At 57.9% G+C, this 23,065-nt stretch carries 20 protein-coding genes and 1 tRNA gene; 9 read left to right on the top strand and 12 right to left on the bottom strand.

Going from position 1 to position 23,065, the window contains the following annotated elements:
- Positions 1-6: 6 nt before the first annotated feature.
- Entirely contained in the window at positions 7-714 is a 708-nt protein-coding gene (cuyB, locus tag ACR3E6_RS04015; protein WP_480485960.1) for a cysteate racemase, read from the bottom strand.
- Positions 715-717: 3 nt separating this feature from the next.
- Complete coding sequence (gene cuyA, locus ACR3E6_RS04010) at positions 718-1,731, bottom strand: D-cysteate sulfo-lyase (protein WP_171724152.1); 1,014 nt, start codon at positions 1,729-1,731, stop codon at positions 718-720.
- Positions 1,732-1,853: 122 nt separating this feature from the next.
- On the opposite strand from cuyA, the gene ACR3E6_RS04005 reads away from it, so the two are divergent.
- The 3 genes from ACR3E6_RS04005 to ACR3E6_RS03995 all read left to right on the top strand — a co-directional run bounded on the left by ACR3E6_RS04005 (position 1,854) and on the right by ACR3E6_RS03995 (position 7,216).
- Positions 1,854-2,777, top strand: coding sequence for a LysR family transcriptional regulator (locus ACR3E6_RS04005; protein WP_480485958.1), 924 nt, complete (start codon positions 1,854-1,856; stop codon positions 2,775-2,777).
- A 126-nt stretch (positions 2,778-2,903) separates the two neighbouring features.
- Positions 2,904-4,241: a serine hydrolase domain-containing protein gene (locus tag ACR3E6_RS04000; RefSeq protein WP_171724154.1), complete on the top strand. Its 1,338-nt coding sequence runs from the start codon at positions 2,904-2,906 to the stop codon at positions 4,239-4,241.
- A gap of 182 nt (positions 4,242-4,423) precedes the next feature.
- Complete coding sequence (locus ACR3E6_RS03995) at positions 4,424-7,216, top strand: bifunctional aconitate hydratase 2/2-methylisocitrate dehydratase (RefSeq protein ID WP_480485955.1); 2,793 nt, start codon at positions 4,424-4,426, stop codon at positions 7,214-7,216.
- 193 nt (positions 7,217-7,409) lie between these two features.
- On the opposite strand, the gene ACR3E6_RS03990 is transcribed toward ACR3E6_RS03995, so the two are convergent.
- The 6 genes from ACR3E6_RS03990 to ACR3E6_RS03965 form a co-directional block, all read right to left on the bottom strand.
- Positions 7,410-7,931, bottom strand: coding sequence for a GNAT family N-acetyltransferase (locus ACR3E6_RS03990; protein ID WP_171635747.1), 522 nt, complete (start codon positions 7,929-7,931; stop codon positions 7,410-7,412).
- Positions 7,928-8,482, bottom strand: a complete 555-nt coding sequence (locus tag ACR3E6_RS03985; protein WP_480485953.1) for a helix-turn-helix domain-containing protein — start codon at positions 8,480-8,482, stop codon at positions 7,928-7,930. The genes ACR3E6_RS03990 and ACR3E6_RS03985 overlap by 4 nt, the downstream gene beginning before the upstream one ends.
- Before the next feature lie 118 nt (positions 8,483-8,600).
- Complete coding sequence (locus ACR3E6_RS03980; protein WP_209834124.1) at positions 8,601-9,617, bottom strand: Fe(3+) ABC transporter substrate-binding protein; 1,017 nt, start codon at positions 9,615-9,617, stop codon at positions 8,601-8,603.
- Positions 9,618-9,813: 196 nt separating this feature from the next.
- Entirely contained in the window at positions 9,814-10,974 is a 1,161-nt protein-coding gene (locus ACR3E6_RS03975) for a WD40/YVTN/BNR-like repeat-containing protein (protein ID WP_480485951.1), read from the bottom strand.
- 113 nt (positions 10,975-11,087) lie between these two features.
- Positions 11,088-11,213, bottom strand: coding sequence for a type B 50S ribosomal protein L36 (gene ykgO, locus ACR3E6_RS03970; RefSeq protein ID WP_005648635.1), 126 nt, complete (start codon positions 11,211-11,213; stop codon positions 11,088-11,090).
- Positions 11,214-11,303: 90 nt separating this feature from the next.
- Positions 11,304-11,378: transfer RNA gene (locus ACR3E6_RS03965), tRNA-Val, on the bottom strand.
- A 148-nt stretch (positions 11,379-11,526) separates the two neighbouring features.
- Here ACR3E6_RS03965 and ACR3E6_RS03960 point away from each other — a divergent pair.
- Positions 11,527-12,387, top strand: a complete 861-nt coding sequence (locus ACR3E6_RS03960) for an N-formylglutamate amidohydrolase (RefSeq protein WP_480485949.1) — start codon at positions 11,527-11,529, stop codon at positions 12,385-12,387.
- A 2-nt stretch (positions 12,388-12,389) separates the two neighbouring features.
- On the opposite strand, the gene ACR3E6_RS03955 is transcribed toward ACR3E6_RS03960, so the two are convergent.
- Both ACR3E6_RS03955 and pyrF read right to left on the bottom strand, forming a co-directional pair.
- On the bottom strand, positions 12,390-13,643 hold the full coding sequence (locus tag ACR3E6_RS03955) for a DNA polymerase IV (RefSeq protein ID WP_480485947.1): 1,254 nt from the start codon (positions 13,641-13,643) through the stop codon (positions 12,390-12,392).
- A gap of 339 nt (positions 13,644-13,982) precedes the next feature.
- Entirely contained in the window at positions 13,983-14,693 is a 711-nt protein-coding gene (gene pyrF, locus ACR3E6_RS03950) for an orotidine-5'-phosphate decarboxylase (RefSeq protein WP_171635758.1), read from the bottom strand.
- 87 nt (positions 14,694-14,780) lie between these two features.
- Here pyrF and ACR3E6_RS03945 point away from each other — a divergent pair, with 87 nt between their 5' ends.
- The 3 genes from ACR3E6_RS03945 to clpB all read left to right on the top strand — a co-directional run bounded on the left by ACR3E6_RS03945 (position 14,781) and on the right by clpB (position 19,197).
- Positions 14,781-16,037 carry a tetratricopeptide repeat protein gene (locus tag ACR3E6_RS03945; RefSeq protein ID WP_209834114.1) on the top strand — a complete coding sequence of 419 codons (1,257 nt, stop codon included), beginning with the start codon at positions 14,781-14,783 and terminating at the stop codon, positions 16,035-16,037.
- A 100-nt stretch (positions 16,038-16,137) separates the two neighbouring features.
- The gene (locus tag ACR3E6_RS03940; protein WP_171635763.1) at positions 16,138-16,452 is read left to right on the top strand and encodes a hypothetical protein; all 315 of its coding nucleotides are present in this window, start codon (positions 16,138-16,140) and stop codon (positions 16,450-16,452) included.
- 126 nt (positions 16,453-16,578) lie between these two features.
- The gene (gene clpB / locus ACR3E6_RS03935) at positions 16,579-19,197 is read left to right on the top strand and encodes an ATP-dependent chaperone ClpB (RefSeq protein WP_171635765.1); all 2,619 of its coding nucleotides are present in this window, start codon (positions 16,579-16,581) and stop codon (positions 19,195-19,197) included.
- A gap of 45 nt (positions 19,198-19,242) precedes the next feature.
- Here the strand turns inward: clpB and ACR3E6_RS03930 are convergent, their stop codons facing one another.
- Entirely contained in the window at positions 19,243-19,830 is a 588-nt protein-coding gene (locus tag ACR3E6_RS03930; RefSeq protein WP_480485944.1) for a hypothetical protein, read from the bottom strand.
- A gap of 68 nt (positions 19,831-19,898) precedes the next feature.
- Entirely contained in the window at positions 19,899-20,714 is an 816-nt protein-coding gene (locus tag ACR3E6_RS03925; protein ID WP_171635769.1) for a cyclase family protein, read from the bottom strand.
- A 331-nt stretch (positions 20,715-21,045) separates the two neighbouring features.
- On the opposite strand from ACR3E6_RS03925, the gene msrP reads away from it, so the two are divergent.
- Together msrP and msrQ are read left to right on the top strand one after the other, a co-directional pair.
- Positions 21,046-21,948, top strand: a complete 903-nt coding sequence (msrP, locus tag ACR3E6_RS03920) for a protein-methionine-sulfoxide reductase catalytic subunit MsrP (RefSeq protein WP_171635771.1) — start codon at positions 21,046-21,048, stop codon at positions 21,946-21,948.
- 4 nt (positions 21,949-21,952) lie between these two features.
- Complete coding sequence (msrQ, locus tag ACR3E6_RS03915) at positions 21,953-22,567, top strand: protein-methionine-sulfoxide reductase heme-binding subunit MsrQ (RefSeq protein ID WP_171635774.1); 615 nt, start codon at positions 21,953-21,955, stop codon at positions 22,565-22,567.
- Positions 22,568-23,065: the final 498 nt, after the last annotated feature.

The following is a 23,065-nucleotide window of genomic DNA, read 5'->3' as shown; positions in this document are numbered from 1 at the left end:
GCGCCTTTACCTCGTATGCCGGCCCGTCTGAGAAAAATTGACGATCGCGCGGACCAGCAGATCGATCGTATCCACTGCATTGGCGTCATCCGCGACGCTGTCGGCAATGAGGGAGAATTCAGAGCAAGCGACAAACTGCAAGCCCGCCCCCGCCTTGACCAAGGCTCTTGAGGATGCTTGCAGCGTTTCGCGCGCCTTGTCGTTTTGGCCGTTGACCTTGATCGCGCGGATCGCCGCCAACATCGCGTTGTCATCCGTTGGCCAAACGGTTGACAGCCCGCGCGCGTGCAGGGCTGTTTCGAAAAGACAAGTACGGCGCACCGCCGGAGAAGCGAGCACACCAACGCGCCCACCCTTCCCGAGTGTCCCGACGGCGTGATCCGCGGCCAGTTCAACCATGTTCAACAGCGGAACGGTCACGGCTTCGGTGATCGCCTTGGCATAGTGATGCGCCGTGTTGCAGGGCATTGCCAGCGCCACGGCGCCGGCATCCTGAAGACGTCGCGCCATCGCCGCCAGTGTCGGCCCCGGATCTTCGCCCGCCCCTTCGATCAAATGCGCGATCCGTGACGGGACCTGAGTGTTCATGTCGATCAAAAGCGGAATGTGGTCCCGGTCGTCGCTCACCGGCACAGCCTCGACCAGCTTGCGCTGGAGGAGGATCGTTGCCTCAGGGCCCATGCCGCCAAGAATGCCGATGGGGCGCAGTGTCATTGCTCAGATATTCACCCAGCGGTATTTGTGATCGAAGGCAAAGTCATACCCCGCCAAGGCCGCCGCGCCACCCGTGTGAAGGAAAACGACCCGCTGGTCTTTGAATTCGCCTTTGCGCGCCAGATCGATCAGGCCCGCCGCACCCTTGGCCGAGTAGCAGGGATCCAGAAGGATTCCTTCCAATTCGGCAAACATCTGGATCGCTTCGATGCCGCTTTCAGTGGGCAGGCCATAGCCTTCGCCGACATAGTCGGTATTGGCCATGACATCTTCACGCTTTACCACGCCCGCGCACCCCAGCTTTTCGGCGGTCTTGCAGGCGAGGTCGTACACCATCTGTTCCTGCTTTGGCCGAGGTGCCCTTGTCCCGATGCCAAGCACCGGCACCTGCGCATTCATGGCGCACATTCCCGTCACCAAACCTGCCTGCGTACCGGACGACCCGGTTGCATGTACCAGCCGGTCAATCCGCAATCCGCTGTCATTGGCCTGACCCAACAGTTCAAAGGCCGCGTTTACATAGCCCAGCGCCCCGGTCGGGTTCGAGCCGCCGCCAGGAATGACATAGACATTGCGGCCTTTTGCCCGTTTCTTCGCGGCAGCCTTTTCCATTTCGCCCGGCATATCGTGACCCCCGGGAAACTTCTGGGTGGTCGCGCCGTGCAAGTGGTCCAGCAGGACATTGCCATTTGTATTGTAGTTGCCATCTTGATAGCCGGTGCGATCTTCCAGAAGAATATGGCAATCAAGGCCCAGCTTGGCGGCAAACGCTGCGGTTTGTCGACCGTGGTTGGTTTGAGTGGCACCTTGCGTCATCACCATGTCGGCGCCCTGCGCTTCCGCTTCGGCCATCAGAAATTCCAGCTTGCGGGTCTTGTTGCCGCCGGTTGACATGCCGGTGCAATCGTCGCGCTTGATCCAGATTTCCACCCCCAGTTCTTTGGAAAGCCGCTTCATCGGTTCAAGCGGTGTCGGAAGATGGGCGAGGTGAAGGCGGGGAAAGCGCGCAAGATGCATGTCACAATTCCTAATATTGATTTTCGTCAATTTACGCTGTGTGTTGCCGCTCTTCTAATTCGAAATTCAGTGAGTATGTTGCAAAAATTGCATATTAGTAAGGTCTGGGCTATCTGATTCACATGCGTTTGGAATGGATCGATGACATATTGGCCGTGCTGGACAGCGGATCGCTGACGCGCGCCGCGGAAAAACGGCTGCTGACCCAATCTGCCTTTACCCGTCGGGTGCGGCTCATCGAAGGCAGTATCGGAGCGACCCTGTTTGATCGTCGCCGCAAACCCGTATCCTTAATGCCGGGCGTTCAGGCGTTGGAACCTGAACTGCGCGAGCTGAGCGCGCGTCTGCACAAACTGCGTCACAGTTTGAAAACAGAAAGCGATCAGGCCAGCCAGTCTTTGTCGCTCGTGTGCCAGCATGCGTTGACGACAACCGTCTCGCCGAAAGTGGTCCGGATGTTGACCGAAAACAGCGATATCTCGGTTCAGGTGCGATCGGGGAACCAGGACGAATGCCTGTTGCAACTGATCTCGAAAGAAGTCGATTTCGCGATCATGTACGCGGCATCGGACGGTGGGGTGCAGAACCTCGAAAGTGCGTTCGAGGCGAGGACGCTTGGTGCCGACACATTGATCCCGGTATGCGCACCGGCAATGCGCGGGGAATTGGATGGCAAGACCATTCCTGCGATTGTCTACCCGCCTGATGTTTTTCTTGGGCAAGTGTTTTCCCGATTGATTGCACCGCGTTTGCCCGACGAAACCAGACTCGTGGCCAAGGCCGAGACGGCCCTGACGCTGGCGATGCTGCAATATGCCGTGAATGAAATCGGCGTTGCATGGCTACCCCACTCTTTGGTCGCCACGCTGCTTGCTCAGGGGCAGCTTGTAAGCGTTGAAGAGGCCCTGCCTGCACAGGCGCTGACAATAAGAATGGTTCGTTTGGCCGAAGCGAAGCCAGAGTTCAGTGAACAGATTTGGCAACGTCTTGCCGGGCAATCGCAAAGCTTTTGGTTGTCGTCGGATCAAAGCGACGAGGCGACTTGAGCAGTTCACCGAGAAAGGCGCCGAGTTTGCGATCAGCATCGGAAGAATACGCAACGGAATAGTGGCAAAACCGAGCTGGATGTATCTAACCTGTGCTGAAAAGACAGCAAAAGGGCAGGTCAGCGGATGTTCAGTAAGGTATTGAAAACGGGTCTAGGTGTCGTGGTTCTGGGCATCGTGGGGCTGCTTGGTTATCTGCTGATCGCCCCGCCCGATTTGTTGAAAGTGGGCACGAATTACTCGGCCAAGATTGTCTGTTCAAACGTTTTCATTGCCGGACGTGATCCGGAAGAGGTCCTCGCGGTGGATGTGCAGGCCCCGGGGCATCCGCTGCTCAAACATGTTTCGATTGAGGTCGATCGAGAGGCGCAGACTGTTCATGCGCGACTCTTTCGGTTCTTCGCGCCCGCCAGGTCGCAGTTCCGGCAAGGGCTTGGCTGCACCAACGTGCATGCTACATCCCTGAGTGCGCAAGGGCTTGAGGCCGCCAAGCCCGCGCCGACAGGGCTTTGGCCAAGCGGAAACGACGTTGCGCAGTCTCATGATTCCAAATTTCAGGCCGTCTTGTCGGATGATACGCTGCTTGGCGAAGGATACCGCGCCGTAGTGGTGGTTCAAGGCGGGCGTATCGTGGCCGAACGCTATGCGGAAGGGTTTGACGCCGACACACCGTTGCTGGGCTGGTCCATGACCAAGACGGTGACGGCCGGGCTGATCGGAACGTTGATCAAAGCGGGTCAGATGAATGTATCGGACACCCTCGTCGACAGTTTTCCCGAATGGGCAGAAGACGCAAGGCGAGACATTACTGTTGCGGACATGCTGGCAATGACAAGCGGTCTGCAATGGAATGAAGAATACGGAGACGTGTCAGACGTGACCAGGATGCTGTATCTCAGCGATGACATGGCCGGTTTCGCTGCCGACCGTGCACTGGAAGCCGGCATTGGAACCGACTTCAACTATTCCTCCGGCACGTCCACCGTGTTGTCCCGGGTGTGGCAGGACAAGCTGCCCGATGGCGGTTTGAGCTATCCTCGGGATGCGCTTTTTGAACCGCTTGGCATGGCTTCGGCGATCATCGAGACAGATGTCGCCGATACATTCATCGGATCCAGCTATATGTACGCCACGGCCCGAGACTGGGCGAGGTATGGCCAGTTTCTGCTGCAAAAAGGGGTTTGGGACGGCGCACAGATTTTGCCCACAGGTTTTGTGGACTGGATGTTCGGACCCGTTGCGGCGTCTGGCGGTGAATATGCCAAGGGTCATCTCTGGTTGAAATCGCCGGGCGACCTGCCACCGTTTGAAGACGCGGTTTGGTTGCAAGGGCATGACGGTCAGTCCATCGGAATTTTCCCGTCGCGTGACATGGTCGTCGTGCGGATGGGGCTTACACCTTCACGGGTGGGCTATTCTTCTTTGCCCTTGGCGAAAGCGCTTATTGCGGCTTTCGGGGGGTAGGGGATCGAACATTCCCATCGACTCACCGCCCGACATTGCGGCGGGCATCGCCCGTAGGGCAGGACACTGGGTCGCAGATCGGCATCTTGCACGTCGGTACGCTTTGGTATACCGCCGCATACAAATTCAAGGTGCCGGGCTTTCACATGGCCCGGTGCATCAGCTAAATGGTCGGAACCGTCATGAGCCTTTACACAGAATACCTGAACGAAATCGAGACGCGCAAAGAACAGGGTCTGCACCCCAAACCCATCGAAGACGGTGCTCTTTTGCAGGAAATCATCGGGCAGATCAAAGATACGGGTCACGCTCATCGTGCCGATTCACTGAACTACTTCATCTACAACACGCTTCCGGGCACAACCAGCGCCGCAGGTGAAAAGGCGCGCTTTCTGAAAGAGATCATCCTGGGTGAAGCGACGGTCGAAGAAATCTCGCAGGATTTCGCGTTTGAATTGCTGTCGCATATGAAGGGCGGCCCATCGGTAGAGGTTCTGCTTGATCTGGCGCTGGGCGATGACGCAGAGATTGCGCAGAAAGCGGCGGCAGTTCTGAAAACCCAGGTGTTCCTGTACGACGCAGATACCAACCGTCTGAAAACAGCCTTTGAGGCCGGGAACGCCGTTGCCAGGGACATTCTGGAAAGCTATGCCAAGGCCGAGTTCTTTACCCGGCTTCCCGACATCGAAGAAGAAATCAAGGTTGTGACCTATGTGGCGGCCGAAGGGGATATTTCGACCGATCTTCTGTCGCCCGGCAATCAGGCGCATTCGCGGTCGGACCGTGAATTGCACGGCAAGTGCATGATCTCACCCGAAGCACAGGCCGAGATTCAGGACTTGCAAAAACAGCACCCGGACAAGCGCGTCATGCTGGTTGCTGAAAAAGGCACGATGGGAGTTGGATCGTCGCGCATGTCCGGTGTCAACAACGTTGCATTGTGGACAGGAAAGCAAGCCAGCCCCTATGTTCCATTCGTGAACATCGCGCCGGTTGTTGCCGGTACAAACGGGATTTCACCGATCTTTCTGACCACCGTCGGCGTCACCGGCGGGATCGGCATCGATCTCAAGAACTGGGTCAAGAAAGTGGATGCCGACGGCAATCCTATCCTGAACAATGACGGCAATCCTATCCTCGAGCAGAAATATTCCGTCGAGACCGGAACGGTACTGACTATCAACACCAAGGACAAAAAGCTGTACAATGACGCAGGCGACAAAGAGCTGGTCGATCTGTCATCATCCTTCACGCCGCAAAAGACCGAGTTCATAAAGGCCGGAGGATCTTATGCCATTGTCTTTGGCAAAAAGCTTCAGACATTCGCGGCCGAGACGCTCGGTCTCGAGGTGAAATCCGCTTTCGCGCCGTCCAAGGAGATTTCGCATGAAGGGCAGGGCCTGACGGCGGTTGAAAAGATATTCAACAAAAACGCGGTTGGCGTGGCCGAAAGCAAAGTTCTGCATGCGGGCTCGGACGTTCGGGTGAAGGTCAACATCGTCGGTTCGCAGGACACCACCGGCCTGATGACGGCGCAGGAACTGGAAGCCATGGCGGCGACAGTGATATCGCCCACCGTTGACGGTGCCTATCAGTCTGGCTGTCATACTGCTTCGGTTTGGGATTCCAAGGCGCAGGCAAATATCCCAAAACTGATGAAATTCATGAACAACTTTGGCCTGATCACCGCGCGTGACCCCAAAGGTGTTTATCACTCGATGACAGACGTCATCCACAAGGTTCTGAACGACATCACCGTGGATGACTGGGCGATCATCATCGGTGGCGACTCGCATACACGTATGTCCAAAGGCGTCGCGTTTGGTGCAGACTCGGGTACTGTTGCACTGGCGCTGGCCACTGGCGAAGCTACCATGCCGATCCCGGAATCCGTCAAGGTGACGTTCAAGGGCCAGATGGCGGATCACATGGATTTCCGCGATGTGGTTCACGCCACCCAGGCGCAGATGCTGAAGAAATTCGGCGACAACGTGTTCCAGGGGCGGATCATCGAAGTTCACATCGGCACATTGCTGGCGGATCAGGCATTCACCTTTACTGACTGGACGGCCGAGATGAAGGCCAAGGCGTCGATCTGCATCTCAGCGGATGACACGTTGATCGAATCTCTGGAAATCGCGAAAAGCCGTATTCAGATCATGATCGACAAGGGAATGGATAACGAAGCCCGGACACTGCAAGGTCTGATCGACAAGGCCAACGCTCGGATCGCGGAAATCAAGTCGGGTGAAAAGCCGGCCCTGAAACCGGATGAAAACGCCAAGTATTTTGCCGAGTTGGTGGTTGACCTGGATGAAATCAGCGAACCCATGATCGCCGACCCGGATGTCAATAACGCCGATGTATCAAAACGTTACACCCACGATACGATCCGGCCGGTTTCCCACTACAAAGGGGAAAAGAAGGTCGATCTGGGATTTGTTGGATCGTGCATGGTGCACAAGGGCGATCTGGTCATCGTCTCGCAGATGCTGAAAAACATCGAGCAGGAGAAGGGCACAGTAGAATTCAAGGCCCCGCTGGTCGTTGCTGCGCCCACCTACAACATCATCGATGAGCTGAAAGAAGAAGGCGAGTGGAGCATTCTTCAGAAGTATTCAGGCTTTGAATTCGACGATCTGTTCCCAAAAAGCAAAGCGCGGACGGAATACGAGAACATCCTGTATCTAGAGCGTCCGGGATGTAACCTCTGCATGGGCAACCAGGAGAAAGCGGCAAAGGGTGACACTGTGCTGGCCACGTCCACACGACTGTTCCAAGGCCGTGTTGTTGAGGACGCGGCGGACAAGAAAGGCGAATCCCTGCTGGCATCGACCCCGGTGGTCGTGCTGTCGGCTGTTTTGGGCCGAATGCCGACCGCCGAGGAATACAAATCGGCCGTGAAAGGTATCGACCTGACCAAATTTGCGCCTCCGATGGAAAAGCCCGCAGGCACGAAGTCAGCGCATTTCTAAACGCAAGGCACAAAGTTGATTGCCCGGGCATCCCTTCAGGTGGCCGGGCGATTGAGTTCCGCTGTGTTCAGGCCTGGTTGCAGCGCACGCCGCGAAAAAGCGCGGCATGGGAATGCCCCGGACCTTTCGCACGACTTCGCGTGGACTGCTGGGGAAAATCCATGATCCACGGTCATGCGGTCGCTGTTTGGCGTCAGGCTGACAGCTCTTTATACATGTAAGTCGTGGGTTCCAGTCTGGTTTCGAACGGGTTCCGGCAATAGTTCGGAATTTCCCCGGCGATCTGAAACCCCAGGTCCAGATAAAGCAATCGAGAAGGATCGGTGCTGCGGGTATCAAGAACCAGCATCGTGCGCTCCAACTCTGTCGCTCGTTGAAAGAGGGCTTCCATCAAGGCGCGGCCAAAACCGCGCCGTCTGGCGTTCGGGTGCACCAGAAGTTTCGCAACATCAGCGCGGTGCGGTTGATTGGGCATGGTCGCGGGGATCAGTTGCACCGTGCCCTGAATGCGCCCGTTGTCGTGGAGGGCAAACAGCTCCAACGCACCGGATTTCAGCCCAGGACGAACATTTTGCAGCCAGTAATTTCGTGCGTCACTCTCGGTAAACGGAAGGACAAAGCCGATGCTGGCCCCGTCATGCACACAGGCGTGGAGGATTTCCGCCAGATCATCCACTGCCGCGCTGAAATCGAGATCGGTCAGACGCGAGATCATATCAGCACCAAGAGATAACGCGCACCGCGAGATTCCCCGGTTTCGAACCGGGTTGGGCCCGACAGGTGATAGCGCAGGCAATCTCCGGCGCTCAGCGCATGGGGGGTTCCGTCAACTGTCAGTGTCAGGGCGCCGTCGATCAGGATCAGATGGTGTTCCTGCCCGGATTTGGGCGGCGCCTCGTAAGTGATGACCGTATCGCGCGGCAGGTGGCATTCCACGACCTCGGCGTTCAGGCCGTTTGCAGGCGGTGAAACTGCACGGCGGGTAAAGCCGGTTTCGGGATCACGCCATTCGGTCTGGCGTTCAAACGCCACCTTGGGGTCAAAGCTGTCTTCGACCATCATCAAAAGCCGGGACATCGGAAGGTCATAAGCGGCACAGAGGCGGCCAAGATTCTCAGCGGTGGGGCTGACCTCTCCTTTCTCCATGCGGGACAGCGTGGCGCGGCTGATTCCGCTGTGGGCGGCCAGTTGATCCAGGGACCACCCGCGCCCGCGGCGGAGTTCGTTCAAACGGACGGCAAGGCGGCTTGAGAGGTTGTCGAGCATGGACCACAAACGAGAGGAGTTTTCATTTGTGGGAAAATTACATAAAAATTATGTGTGTGTAAATGAAAAAAGGCGCAGAAACTCTGCGCCTTTCGCAAGCTTTTGACGAGGTGGTGGATTATTTCCAACCAACTTCGTTAAAGATTTTCTGTGCTTCCGGGATGTTCTTTGCGACCTCCGACAGGTTCACGTCGTCAGCTTTGAACTCACCCAGGGCCTTTACCGATTCCGCCAGCTCGACACTCTGTACTGCCGGGAATTCGTCATTGCCCGCCGAGAAGTACTTCTGCGCCTGATCGCTTGCCAGATACTCGAGGAACAGGATTGCGTTTTCCTTGTTCGGCGCGTGTGCCGCGACGCCACCGCCCGACAGGTTCATATGCGCACCATAGCTGTCCTGATTGGGGAAGACCCAGCCGATCTTGTCGAGGTCAGAGGACAGGCCTTTGACGTCTTTGCGGATAGCCCGTGCATAGTAGTAGGTGTTCGATACAGCGATGTCGCATTCACCCGAAACGATGCCACGCAGCTGGTCGGTGTCACCTCCCTGCGGGTCTCGGGCCATGTTGGCGACAACGCCTTCCGCCCAGGATTTTGCAGCTTCGGTACCTTCATGTGTGATGATCGAGGCGAGCAGGGTCTGGTTGTAGGTGTTGGTCGAGGATCGGATGCAGATCAGGCCCTTGTATTCCGGCTTGGCGAGGTCTGCGTAAGTGGCCGGCGGATTGGCAACGTTTTCTTTGTTGTAAAAGATGATCCGACCGCGCTGTGAGAAGCCGAACCACTGGTTGTCTTCGTCCTGAAGGTTGGCGGGGATGCGCTCCTCCAGGGTTTCGCTGTCGATGGCTTGCAGAATGCCCGCATCTTTGGCACGCGCCAGGCGAGACGTGTCGACCGTCAGCATGACATCTGCCGGAGAGTTCGCGCCTTCGGCTTCCATGCGCGCAATCAATTCATCCGCCTTGCCTTCGATCCGGTTGATCTTGATGCCGGTCGCTTCTTCGAAGTCCGTGTAAAGACGTTCGTCAGTGTCATAGTGGCGCGAGGAATAAAGGTTCAGCTCGCCTTCAGCTGCGGCTGATGTTGCGATCAATGCCGACAGAGCGGCGGCCAGGCAGGTTGTGGATTTCAGCATAGTTTGCCCCAACAATTGAATTTCGCGTCGGTTGATAACCCGACTGATTTGCTCAATTATACGATTCTCAGCGAGATGCAAGAAAATCCGACAGATTTACTTGGTCAAATGAGCGCAGGCACCCTTGCGAGGCTTGTTGGGGGCGGGCGCGAGTTGTGCTGAACGGAAAGATCCGCGTCACACGGCAGTGTCTGGATCACTCACGATCAAGCACCTCAACTGCAAGGATCGTGGGTAAATGGCGCGCGACTTCCGTCCATGTGTCCCCTTCATCAACACTGGCAAAAACCGAGCCGCTGTTGGTCCCGAAATAGATACCGGCGGGGTCTCGGCGGTCTCCGGCCATGGCCTGTCGCAGAACAGTGAAAAAACAGCTTTCTTGCGGCAAGCCACGTCGCTGGTCTTGCCATGTTGCGCCTCCGTTTGTGGATTTCCAAACTGCCGCGGCGGCATCCGGTGGATAGCGCCCGATGCTGTCTCCGTTCAAAGGCAATGTCCAGATCGTGTCCGGATCACGTGGGTGCACATGAATCGGAAATCCAAAGGTAGATGGCAGGCCTTCGGTGATGTCATCCCAACTGCGCCCTCCGTCGGCCGAGCGCCAGACGCCGTGATGGTTTTGCTGGTACAGCAAATCCGCGGTACCCGGAGCTTGAACCATGTTGTGGACGCAATGACCGGTTTCACCATCCCTGGGGGCAGCGGGATGATCATGATGCGTGCAAGATTCGGCGTTGGACAATCTGTTGCGCCGCTCCCAGCTTGCGCCGCCATCCTCAGTTGCAAACACACCTGCAGCGGAAATGCCGACCCAGAGCTTTTTCGAATCATTTGGGTCAGTCACGATTGTATGCAGGACCAGCCCCGCACCGCCGGGATTCCAATCGGGTGCCGAGGGGTGGTTTGTCAGGCCCTCAAGCGTGTCCCATGTCCGACCATTATCGTGGCTGGCTAGCAGGCGGGCCGGTTTTGTGCCTGCGTACAACGTTCCATGTTGATAACGCAAAGACCAGACCTGCGAAAACTCAGCGGCGAATGGTGCGGGTTCTCCGGTCCAGCCGATCATCTGGGCAAAATCCTGGTCGTTGGCGGCCCACTCGTCCATTTGACCCTTGGTGAGTTTTGCGACCTGCCAAGTCACACCGCCGTCTTCGGAACACCAGACTCCGGCGCCATGCCAGTCACCACCGCCCCCGGCCCAAAGCGTGCCCGTTTCCTTGTCGCCGATGACGTGGTTGATCGGCCATCCTTCGCAATGCGGGCCCGTCACTTTCCAATCTGACCTGTTCTGATCACCAGAGATAATGAACGTTCCCTTGGTCGTTCCCACCAGTACGTCGATGCCGTGTTCGCGCATGGGTTTCACACTCCGTAATGTCGAAGCAAGGGTAGCACGTCAGGCCCACAGGTGCAGAACACAAAAAAACCGCGCTCAAGAGCGCGGTTTTCTAATACGGTGTTTTGCCGTTCTCAGCCCTGGCGAGCTTTGAACTTGCGCTGCGTCTTGTTGATAACGTAGACGCGGCCTTTGCGACGCACAACACGGCAGTCGCGGTGCCGATTCTTGAGCGAGCGGAGCGAGTTCTTGACCTTCATGGTCTGTCTCCAATCTGCGGCGCCTTCATCAAGGACGTGGCCAGCGCCTGGGTTACTCGGGTGTCCCGGATCTCCGGAACAGTGAAATCATGGTGGGCGGTACAAGGATCGAACTTGTGACCCCTTCGATGTCAACGAAGTGCTCTACCGCTGAGCTAACCGCCCACTTTCCCTTTGCGTGCCCAGCCCCATAACGAAATGGGGCGCGGAACCCCGCGCCGGTAGCGGGGTCTATAAAAGGAGTCGCAAAGGGGTTCAAGGGGTTTGGTAGAACTATTTTCCGGTCTATGTTGATTGCGAACATGGAGGGATCATGCAGAACGCAGCCTTTGTATTGGATATGCCGGAAAACCGCAGTTCATGCGTGGTTTTTTCATCTCCTCATAGCGGGCGGAATTATCCCGAAGCGTTTTTGAAGCGGTCCGTTCTGAATCAAAGCGTGATTCGATCCTCGGAAGACGCCTTCGTGGATCAATTGTTTGCTGCCGCGGCCGAGAATGGCGCGCCTTTGATCAAAGCGACCATGCCACGCGCCTATCTGGACCTGAATCGCAGTCTGGACGAACTGGACCCGGCGCTGATCAGCGGTGCCCGCAGGCATGGGCACAACCCCAGGGTCGCATCAGGGTTGGGTGTGGTTCCCCGCGTTGTGGCCAATGGACGGGCAATCTACAGCGGCAAGCTGACCATGGACGAGGCGCGGCTGCGCATCGACACCTATTGGCGCCCCTATCATGCACGTTTGAAATCCCTGCTGGCCGAATCACACGAGAAATTCGGCCAGGCCATACTGGTGGATTGCCACTCCATGCCGCATGAGGCGGTGGCCATGGCCGGTACAACCCGAAACAATCGGCCCGAGATCGTGCTGGGTGATCGGTTCGGTGCGTCGGCCTCGTCCGAAATCGTGGACCTCATCGAATCGGCGTTTGCTGCGGCAGGTCTGAATGTGGTGCGCAACGCCCCGTTTGCCGGGGCCTATGTGACACAGACTTACGGCCGCCCCACCCGCCAGCAACACGCGATCCAGATTGAAATCGACCGGGCCTTGTATATGGACGAAGAAAAGATTGCGCCGAACGCCAATTTCATGACGTTTTCGAAACTCCTTCGGCAGGTGGTGCGCGACATATCCAGAATCGGTTCAAAACCTCTCCGTCTGGCGGCGGAATGAAACTAGCGCAAAGCGCGGCCCTTCACGATTGCTTCCGGGCCGAATCTCTGGCGGATCTGGTCGGTGGCCCGCTCGGCCTGTGATCTGCGGACGGCGCCGGGATCAAGCAGGTCGCCGGAGATGTCAGCCTGATCCGCCGGGCACAGGTCAGACAGGCCACACCCCAACAGGCGGTATGGCCCCTGATCCCCCACCTGATCGAAAAGCCCTTTTGCGGTGCGATAGATTTTGTCCGCGATCTGCGTTGCGTCCCGCAATGACACGCGCCGTGTCAGAATCTTGTGATTGGCTTTCTTCAGCTTCAGCGTAACGACCCGGCCAGCCAGATCCTTGGCCTTGGCCCGGTCCGAGACCTTCAGGGCCATGCGCCACAAATGTCCGTCCAGAATATCAATATTGGCGGTGTCCTCGAAAAACGTGGTCTCATTGCTGATGGATTTCATCGGTTCATGGGCTGAAACGCGTCGTTTGTCCTGACCCCGTGCCAAATGCCACAGGCGATACCCCATCGAGCCGAAACGCACAGTCAAAGCCTCCTGATCCCAACGCAGTAGGTCGTTGAAGGTTCGAATCCCTGCCCGGTCCAGTGATTCCTGCGCAGCGGGGCCAATACCCCAGATCAACCTTACGGGTTTGTCATTCAGAAACTCAGCCGTCTCGGCCTTGCCGATCACCGAAAACCCACGGGGCTTGTCGAGGTCCGAGGCAACCTTGGCCAGAAACTTGTTGTGACTCAGCCCGATGGATCCTGTCACACCCAGTTCATCCTTCATGCGTTTGACCAGGCGCGCCAGCATGACGGCCGGGGGGGCTCCGTGCAGGCGTTCGGTGCCGGACAGGTCCATGAAAGCTTCGTCCAGGGACAGGGGTTCGACCACTGGTGTCAGTTCGTCCATCATGGCGCGGATGTCCCGTGACACCTGGGCATACACGGACATGCGTGGTTTGATCACGACGGCATCGGGGCACAGTTGCAGCGCTTTGAACATGGGCATGGCGGATCGCACACCGCGAATTCGGGCCACGTAGCATGCCGTGGATACAACACCGCGTTTGCCGCCGCCGATGATGACAGGCTTGTCTGCCAGTTCCGGATTGTCCCGCTTTTCCACCGAAGCATAGAAGGCATCGCAATCCATATGTGCGATGGACAGATCAAACAGTTCGGGATGAGACTTTACCCTGGGACTGCCGCAGGCCGTGCAGCGCCGTTCGTTCGTAAAAGGGGTCAGGCAATCTCGGCAAAGACCGGGCATCTGCGTCCTCGTGTGTTCCGCAGTTGTCTTGGGGGTCCTTTATATCATCCAGTGATATCGATCAAAGATCATTCGGAGAAAAGAACCCCCCGCGCTTCGCGGGGGGGAAGTAACGAACCTCAGGAAGAGTAGGTTCGTTGGGGAGTAAATCCCCTTGAGAATCGCTAAGATTTTCCGGTTGAGATAGGGTTTGGCGCGCTTTTCAGAAACTCGCTTTTTGAATGTGTGTTTTCTGGCACAGGGACGATTTGGCGCGGATTCGCGAAAAACTGACGTAAGGTCAACCTGTTGCGGCGGTTTTTTCAGCGTGAATCCCTGTTGAAACGATGATTCTGCTCATCACGTTTTCAGAGAATTTAACTCGGTCAAAACGGCCGCGGCCGCGGATTTTGGATCTTCGGCCTGATAAATGGGGCGGCCAACTACGATATGATCCGCCCCGTCCTGGATGGCGCTGGCAGGTGTGGCCACACGTTTTTGATCGCCCAGTGCCGCGCCTGCCGGACGCACGCCGGGGGTTACGATCAGCCGGCCCTTCGCCTGGGGCAGGGCGCGGATCAGGGCGGCCTCCTGCGGGCTGGCGATCACGCCGTCGGCCCCGGCCTCGAAGGCGTGGGCGGCGCGTTCCACCACCATGTCCTGAACGTCACCGGCCTTCATCATGCCGGCATCCAAGTCGTCGCGGTTCAGCGAGGTCAGGATGGTCACCGCCAGGATTTTCAGATCCTTGCCCGCCGCCCCTTCCTTGGCGGCGCGCACCACATGCGGGTCGCCATGCACGGTCAGGAAATCCAGATCGAACTGCGCCAGCCCCCGCACCGCGTTTTCCACCGTGTTGCCGATGTCGAACAGCTTCATGTCCAGGAAGATGCGCTTGCCGTGTTCCTGCTTGAGCTCATTGGCCAGTGCCAGCCCGCCGCCTGTCAGCATGCCCAGGCCGATTTTGTAGAACGAAACGGCGTCGCCCAGCGTCTCGGCCAGCTTCAGCCCTTCCAGCGCGTTGGGGACGTCGAGGGCGACGATCAGGCGGTCATCGGCGGTTTGGAGCATTGTATCGACCTTTCAAGCTTGACGGGATCGGCGCTTCTGTAGAGCGTGTGGCGCATTGAGACAAGAAAAGACGCAGGAAAATACGGGATGATACGGTTGGGTGTGGTGGCCTCGGCGGCTGTTCTGGTCGGGGCGGGCGCGGTCTGGGCCGATGAAACGGATTGCGGCGAGGCCCGACTGGTCTGGGCGGACGTCAAGGACAGCGGGTCGGCGACGGCGATCGAGAGTTTTTCACGGATCTACGCCGATTGCCCGATCTATTCGCAGCTGGCGCGCGATCTGCTGGTCGGGCTGACCGGCGAGGCCTCTGCGCCGGCAAAGGCCGACGACCCCAAGGAACCGCAACGGCGCCTGCGGGTTTCCGACCTGCGCCCCCGGCCGGAACCCAACCCCGACGATCCACCGCAGGACCCCGACTATTCGGACGGAGAGTATGACTGCCTGATGGCCGCTGCCGCTCCGGGGCAGTCGCCCTATTTCGACGGGGTGAAATGGGCCGACATGGACGCCGAGAATGCGATGGCGATCTGCGCCGATCTGCTGTTGAAAGATCAGGATGTCGATGCCGAGGTCGTGGCCGCCTTTGGCCGGGCGCTCATGAAGGGCGGCAAGCTGGAAATGGCGCTCGAGTTTTCGGAACTGGCCGCGATGGAGGGCAGCGGGCTGGCGATGAACACGCTCGCTTCGCTCTATAGTGATGGCGAGATCGTTCCCGAGGACCACGAGACCGCGTTTGCCTGGTACATGGCGGCTGCCGAAAGCGCTCTGCCGATGGGCATGCACAACGTCGCGTATGGCTTCGAGAACGGGAAAGGTGTTGCGCCCGACATCGACAAGGCGCTGTACTATTATGAAAGGGCTGCGTTCTTCGGATATGAGCCGTCTCAGCTGCACCTCGGCGTAATCTATCGCGAAGGAACGCATGTCCCGCGCGATATGCAGCGCGCGGTCGACTATCTGAAGATGGCGGCCCGAAACGGCAGCGCCGATGCCGCGGCGCGATTGGGCTACATCTACGAGATCGGCGAGAACGGCTACTCCAAAGACATCGAACAGGCGCTGGATTATTATTTCCAGGCCGCCAAGCAGGACAATGTCGTGGCGCTGCACAATCTCGGGTCTTTGACCTATCACGGGCGGGACGGTGTGCCTCAGGACACGGAAGCGACCCTGTTGTTCTGGGGCAGGGCCGCAAAGCTTGGCGATGTGAAATCGCAGCGCAAATTCGGCCGGTTGCTCTATGAAATCGGCGATGTCGAAGAGGCGCTGAGGTTTCTTCGCCTCGCGGCCGAGCAGGGCGATGACGAGGCGCAAAAGCTGATCCGGCAGATCGAAGGCGGTTGACGCCCACAGCTGACAAAGGAGCCAGCGGTGTCCTCGCTTTGTCCCAACTGTGCTATGGTGCTGCCACTCTAAAACGAAAATTGCATCAAAGGGACAGACCATGAAGCACCTAGTTCCGCTGGCCGTCGTCGCCACGCTGGCCGCCTGCGACGACACGCCGCCACAGACCGAAACCGGCGCCGCGCCGCCCCCGACCAATGATGATTTGTATCTTGTTCGGGGCTATCGGTCCGAAGATGACTGGTGCCAGTTGACCGGAGAAACCACCTTTACCGGCAATTTCCTCGACCACACCGCCGATCTTGTATCCTGCCCCACGGGCAGCGCCGCCGCGCAGTCGCTGGTCGAGACGAACGATGCCCAGCAGGTGGCCGAAACCGGGGGCTACACTGTCTATACGATTCCGCGTGGTTGAGGCGTTTTTTCACTCTCTAGCCTCTTGAACCGGCAAAGGTATTTCCCAGATTGAATGTGAGGCTTCGACCGACGCGTGCCGCCAGGCGGGCGCATCAAAACGGGGCGCTTGGAAAAGGAGAGTATCATGGACTTGAACAAGTTCACTGAACGGGCACGGGGGTTCGTGCAGGCGGCGCAGACCATTGCGCTGCGCGAGGGGCACCAGAGGCTGGAGCCCACACATATACTCAAAGCATTGATGGATGACGATCAGGGGCTGGCAAGCAATCTGATCACACGCGCGGGCGGCGCGCCGAACCGCGTGGTCGAGGCGCTTGACGCTGCCATGGGCAAGATCCCGAAAGTCAGCGGTGATGCCGGCCAGATTTACATGGACGGTCAGACGGCCAAGGTTCTGGACGAGGCCGAAAAGATCGCCACCAAGGCGGGCGACAGCTTTGTGCCCGTTGAACGCGTTTTGATGGCGCTGTGCATGGTGAAATCCAAAGCCAAGGAGGCTTTGGAGGCCGGTGCGGTATCTGCCCAGAAGCTGAATGAAGCGATCAATGACATCCGCAAGGGTCGCACTGCTGACACAGCGTCGGCGGAAGAGGGCTATGACGCGCTCAAGAAATATGCGCGCGATCTGACTGAAGCTGCGGCTGAAGGCAAGATTGACCCGATCATTGGGCGGGATGAGGAAATCCGCCGCTCAATGCAGGTTCTGTCGCGCCGCACCAAGAACAACCCGGTTCTGATAGGGGAACCTGGCGTCGGTAAAACCGCGATTGCCGAGGGCATGGCGTTGCGCATCGTCAACGGCGACGTACCGGAATCGCTGAGGGACAAGAAGCTGCTTGCGCTCGACATGGGTGCGCTGATTGCCGGTGCGAAATACCGTGGTGAATTCGAAGAACGCCTCAAGGCCGTTCTGACCGAGGTGACCGAGGCCGCGGGTGAGATCATCCTGTTCATCGACGAGATGCACACGCTGGTTGGCGCGGGCAAATCGGATGGTGCGATGGATGCCGCCAACCTGATCAAGCCCGCGCTCGCCCGGGGTGAGCTGCATTGTATCGGTGCGACCACACTGGACGAGTATCGCAAATACGTCGAAAAAGACGCGGCCCTTGCGCGCCGGTTCCAGCCGGTGATGGTTCAGGAACCGACGGTCGAAGACACGATCAGCATTCTGCGCGGCATCAAGGAAAAGTACGAGCTGCACCACGGCGTGCGCATCTCGGATTCGGCGTTGGTGTCGGCGGCGACCCTGTCGCATCGCTATATCACCGACCGGTTCCTGCCCGACAAAGCCATCGACTTGGTCGATGAAGCCGCGTCGCGGTTGCGGATGGAGGTGGATTCCAAGCCTGAGGAACTCGATCAGCTGGATCGCCAGATTCTGCAAATGCAGATCGAGGAAGAGGCGCTGAAGCTGGAAGACGATGCGGCATCGAAGGATCGCCTGGAAACCTTGCAGAAGGATCTAGCAGAACTTCAGGAAAAATCCGCCGAGATGACTGCGCAGTGGCAGGCCGAACGCGACAAGCTGGCTGGCGCGCGGGATTTGAAGGAACAGCTCGACAAGGCGCGGGCCGATCTGGAAATCGCCAAGCGCGAAGGCAACCTCGCCAAGGCGGGTGAGCTGTCCTATGGCATCATCCCCGAGCTTGAGAAAAAGCTGTCCGAGGCCGAGAATGCCGAAAGCAACGCCATGATGGCCGAGGAAACGGTGCGTCCGGAACAGATAGCCAGCGTTGTCGAACGCTGGACGGGCATCCCGACCGCCAAAATGCTGGAAGGCGAACGCGAGAAACTGCTGCGGATGGAAGAAGAACTGCATTCCCGCGTGATCGGGCAGGATGCGGCGGTCACCGCCGTGGCCAATGCCGTACGCCGCGCGCGCGCGGGCCTGAACGACGAAGGCCGCCCGCTGGGCTCGTTCCTGTTCCTCGGGCCCACCGGTGTGGGTAAGACCGAACTGACCAAGGCCGTGGCGAACTTCCTGTTTGACGACGACAACGCGATGGTACGCATCGATATGTCCGAGTTCATGGAGAAACACGCGGTCGCCCGTCTGATCGGTGCCCCTCCGGGCTATGTCGGTTATGACGAAGGCGGTGTGCTGACCGAAGCCGTGCGGCGCAGGCCCTATCAGGTCGTGCTGTTCGACGAGGTCGAAAAGGCGCACCCGGATGTTTTCAACGTGCTGTTGCAGGTTCTGGACGATGGCGTTCTGACCGATGGTCAGGGCCGCACCGTGGACTTCAAACAGACGCTGATCATCCTGACGTCGAACCTTGGGTCTCAGGCGCTCAGCCAGCTGCCCGAAGGTGCGGACAGTTCACAGGCCAAGCGCGACGTGATGGATGCGGTCCGGGCACATTTCCGGCCCGAATTCCTGAACCGTCTGGACGAAACGATCATCTTTGACCGCCTCAAGCGGGCCGATATGGATGGCATCGTCGATATTCAGATGGCACGTCTGCAAAAACGTCTGGCCGCCCGCAAGATCGAGCTGGCCCTGGATGACAGCGCCAAGGAGTGGCTGGCCAATGAAGGCTATGACCCGGTCTTCGGTGCCCGCCCGCTGAAACGCGTCATCCAGCGCGCCTTGCAGAACCCGTTGGCCGAAGCTCTGCTGGCCGGGGAAATCAAGGATGGTGACGTCGTTCCGGTCACCGCCGGGCAAGATGGTTTGATCATCGGTGATCGTTTGGGAACTTCCGAGCGACCGCGCCCGGACGATGCCGTGGTGCATTGATCTGACACCGTGAACTGAAAGGCCCGCTTTTTTGGCGGGCCTTTTTCATGTCGGTTTTCCATAGCCTTTGTTCAGATAATCACTGAGGACCTTCATCCAGACCTGCGCTTTCTCCATTGGAAACTGGGCCGTGAACCTCAGCTTCACAATACAATTGTCCACGACGCCGACTGCCAGAAGTTCGGACAGGCCATCTGATGCTTTGGCCTCGGCCCGATACGGCAACACCTGCGACGGATCACGCAACTGATAGGCGTTGATTTCACCAAGCTCGGCACCGCGCCGCGCAGCTATTGCAGCGATATCGCGTGCAGCTTGTTTAAAGCTTTCAAGGGCCATTTCAGATGAGACGTCCCTTTGTTGATGGTCATAGAAGAAAACCGTGATCTTGGAAGATGGGTCTGCAAAAGTGGCGGAATAGCCGAGGCCCGGATGGCTGTCTTCATAAACTTCAGACCCGATCTGATTCAGATCGCTCAGGACCTGCGGCGCGCGCTCAAACAGCTTTTTGCACGATTGCACATCAGCTAATGCCGATCCGCACAGCAAAGACAAAAAAACAACAAGGAGTCTAAGCAACATGAAGGCAGGTGTCCCGAACAGATCAAGAATGCACGACGTCTTGGTCTGCAACTGTGGCAGAAGTTTGGCCCTACCGGAAAGATGGCCGGGCGGGCGCTGGTCGGCCGCCCGGGCATTTGTCAGATCAATGCAAAGATCCGCGCCGGCCCGCCGGTGCCGCCTTGGTGCTTGGGTGCGCCGATCACCAGCGTTGCACCCGACGCAGGCACGCGATCCAGCCCAGCCAGACATTCGATCCCGAACCGGCCTGACGGCAACCACGCGTAATGTGTCGCGAAATCTGCGGACATGCCGTGATCCAAGGACAGGGTATCAACGGCAATTGATCGTGCTCCGGTCTCCTCCATCAGCATCTCCGCGGCTTCAACGTGGAAGCCCGGGTAATGCTGCGCTTCGCCGTCGAAATTGCGGAACTCATCCGTGGCGGTTTTGCCTGCCCATCCGGAATGCATCGCCACGCAGGCACCATCAGGAATATCACCATTGGCCGCAATCCAGGCTTTCAGATCGTCCGGGGTGACGCGCGTGTCAGCGTCCTCGGCCGCTCGGGCGGCGATGTCCACGACGCATAAGGGGGCGACCAGATCCGTGACGGGGATTTCATCAACCGACGTCCCATCCGCCGAAAAGTGAAGCGGCGCATCGATATGCGTGCCCGTATGTTCGTTGATTGACAGGTTGAACAGATTAAAGCCGTGATCAGCAAAGTTGAAAGCCTGCTCGGCCGAAATGCCGGGTTCGCCGCCCCATGTCGGGAAATCCGGGCTCAGCGTGTGGGTCATATCTTCGACACCGCCATGCCCGGCCGCCAGTGCTGCCGGCGCGACGGCTCCGGTTGCGGCTGCTGCAACACCCGAAGCTGCGGCAGCTTTGAAGAACCCGCGACGAGACAGCATCTTGTCTTTGACGGCATTCATTACGCAGATATCACACATTTTTCTTCCTCCCATTGCGGCCAAAAGGCTGCAGTTGCAGCCTTGCCTCGCGTTCGGCTTGGCGTGGCACCCATCTGACAGAGTGCAGCCTTGCGCCCGCAGTTGTAAAGTTTTGTGCCCGAGTTCTGACGGTAATCCACGAAAACCGCGGTTTTCCGCCGGGCTCCAAAAGTTCTCGAGTCTATGGTTTTCGGTGCTGAAAACGTTCCCCTAAGGCCCTGTTACAATGGAACGTTACAATCACTTCGCTCAATCGTTACGCCTGTTTCCATGGCTCTGTGCTATCAGCACACTACGTCAATAGAGACCACTGAAGATGACGGAGACCCATATGGCGCATCGCTGGACCAATACTTTGACACATGCAGACGTCACCCCCCGGGCGGCGTTCCTCAACCGGCGGCAGGTTATGGCCGGGCTGGCTGGTGTCGGCCTGACTGCGATGGCCAAACCGGCGGCAGCACAGGATGGGTTGGAGCCGAACACGTGGGAAGAGATCACCACCTACAACAACTACTATGAGTTCGGGACCGGAAAAGATGACCCGGCGAAATATGCTCATACGCTGGTGACCGAACCCTGGAGCGTCACGATTGATGGTCTGGTCGACCACCCCGGCGACTATGATTTTCAGGCCATCCTGTCCGAGATGACGATAGAGGAGCGGATCTACCGCTTTCGCTGTGTGGAAGCCTGGTCGATGGTAATTCCGTGGAACGGATTTGAGCTGGCCGACCTTCTCAATATGGCGGGCGTGCAAGACGGCGCGAAATATGTGGCTTTTGAGACGGCCTATCGCCCGGATGAAATGCCGGGAACGCGGTTTCCCGTTCTCGATTGGCCGTACCGAGAGGGATTGCGCCTGGATGAGGCGATGCACCCCCTGACAATCATGGCAACCGGAATTTACGACCGCCCGATTCCCAACCAGAACGGTGCGCCCTTGCGTCTGGTCGTTCCTTGGAAATACGGCTTCAAATCGATCAAGTCGATTGTTCGGATCACGCTCACAAAGGATGAACCGCCCACCAGCTGGAACATGTCCAATCCACGCGAATACGGGTTCTACAGTAATGTGAACCCCAACGTGGACCATCCACGCTGGTCTCAGGCTTCAGAGCGCGAGATCGGGGGCGGGCTTTTCGCGTCACGTAAGCCGACCCTGATGTTCAACGGCTATGAACAAGAGGTCGCCAGCCTTTATGAAGGCATGGATCTGGCCAAGAATTATTAAAACCATGTCGGCGATGAACCAGACACTCCGCCGTATTCCGGTATGGGTCGTTTATCTGCTGGGGGCGTTGCCCGCCCCCTGGCTGTTTTATCTTGGCCTGACCGGTGGTTTGGGGGTCGAACCGATTGAGGCGTTGGAGCACAGATATGGGGAACTGGCCCTTCAGTTGCTGATTGCCGGTCTGGCGGTCACACCCCTGCGCCGGCATGTCGGCCTCAACCTGATGAAGTTTCGGCGCGCGATCGGGGTGCTCACGTTTGTATACGTCGCGTTGCATCTTCTTGTGTGGCTGGTTCTGGATGTGCAGCTTCCCAGCCAGATCTGGGCGGATATCCTCAAACGCCCGTACGTAACAGTCGGCATGGCGGGGTTTCTTCTTCTGCTTCCGCTGGCGTTGACCTCCAACGACTGGTCTGTGCGCCGACTGGGACCGCGCTGGCGCAAGCTGCACCACCTCGTTTACGCGGCCGCATTGTTGGGGGCGATGCATTACCTCTTGCTGGCAAAAGGATTTCAGATCGAGCCGCTTGCTTACCTGGCTGCCATTATCGCCCTGCTTGTCCTGCGCCTGCCGATTCCCAACCTGTCTTTCCGGTCCAACAGGGCCGATTCCGCCTGACTCGGACGTGAGGCTGTGGGTAATCATGTGCATAACGCGCTGAACCGGGAATTCTGACCTGCCTTTACATAGTTATCGGCGGCAGTGTGCTTGGTTGATCTGAATTAACTATCTGTAATTCTTGGATAAATTAACTTTTCAAGAATTTCTTCTGTTTTTGTGTATTTTCCGCTTGCGGGATTTGTTTGTTATACTTAGAACCCCCTTCACCGGCGCTGCTGAGGCGCTGGGACGCGGCGGAAGCGGCGGTTACGCTCGGGAGAGACCGGGGGCATCTGAGGTTAGGATTTAGGCGGGCGCGCTGAGGGATTGGCGCAACGGTCTGGTTTTTGGCTCTGGGTGTATTGCTCTTTGACATTGATGGATAACTGAAGAGATATGTGGGCGGTTTGGTTCGTTTCGACGGATTGAATGTCTGTATATCGCGCTCTTAGGGTTTCGGCCCGATTATAGAGTGTCAGCTTCACTGTTTGAGTGGTTCACTGATTTCTTAGGAAA

The sequence above is a fragment of the Ruegeria sp. AL3 genome (assembly GCF_056536065.1).
The sequence above is the reverse complement of the archived record's forward strand: the minus strand, read 5'-3'. Positions and strand labels throughout refer to the sequence as shown.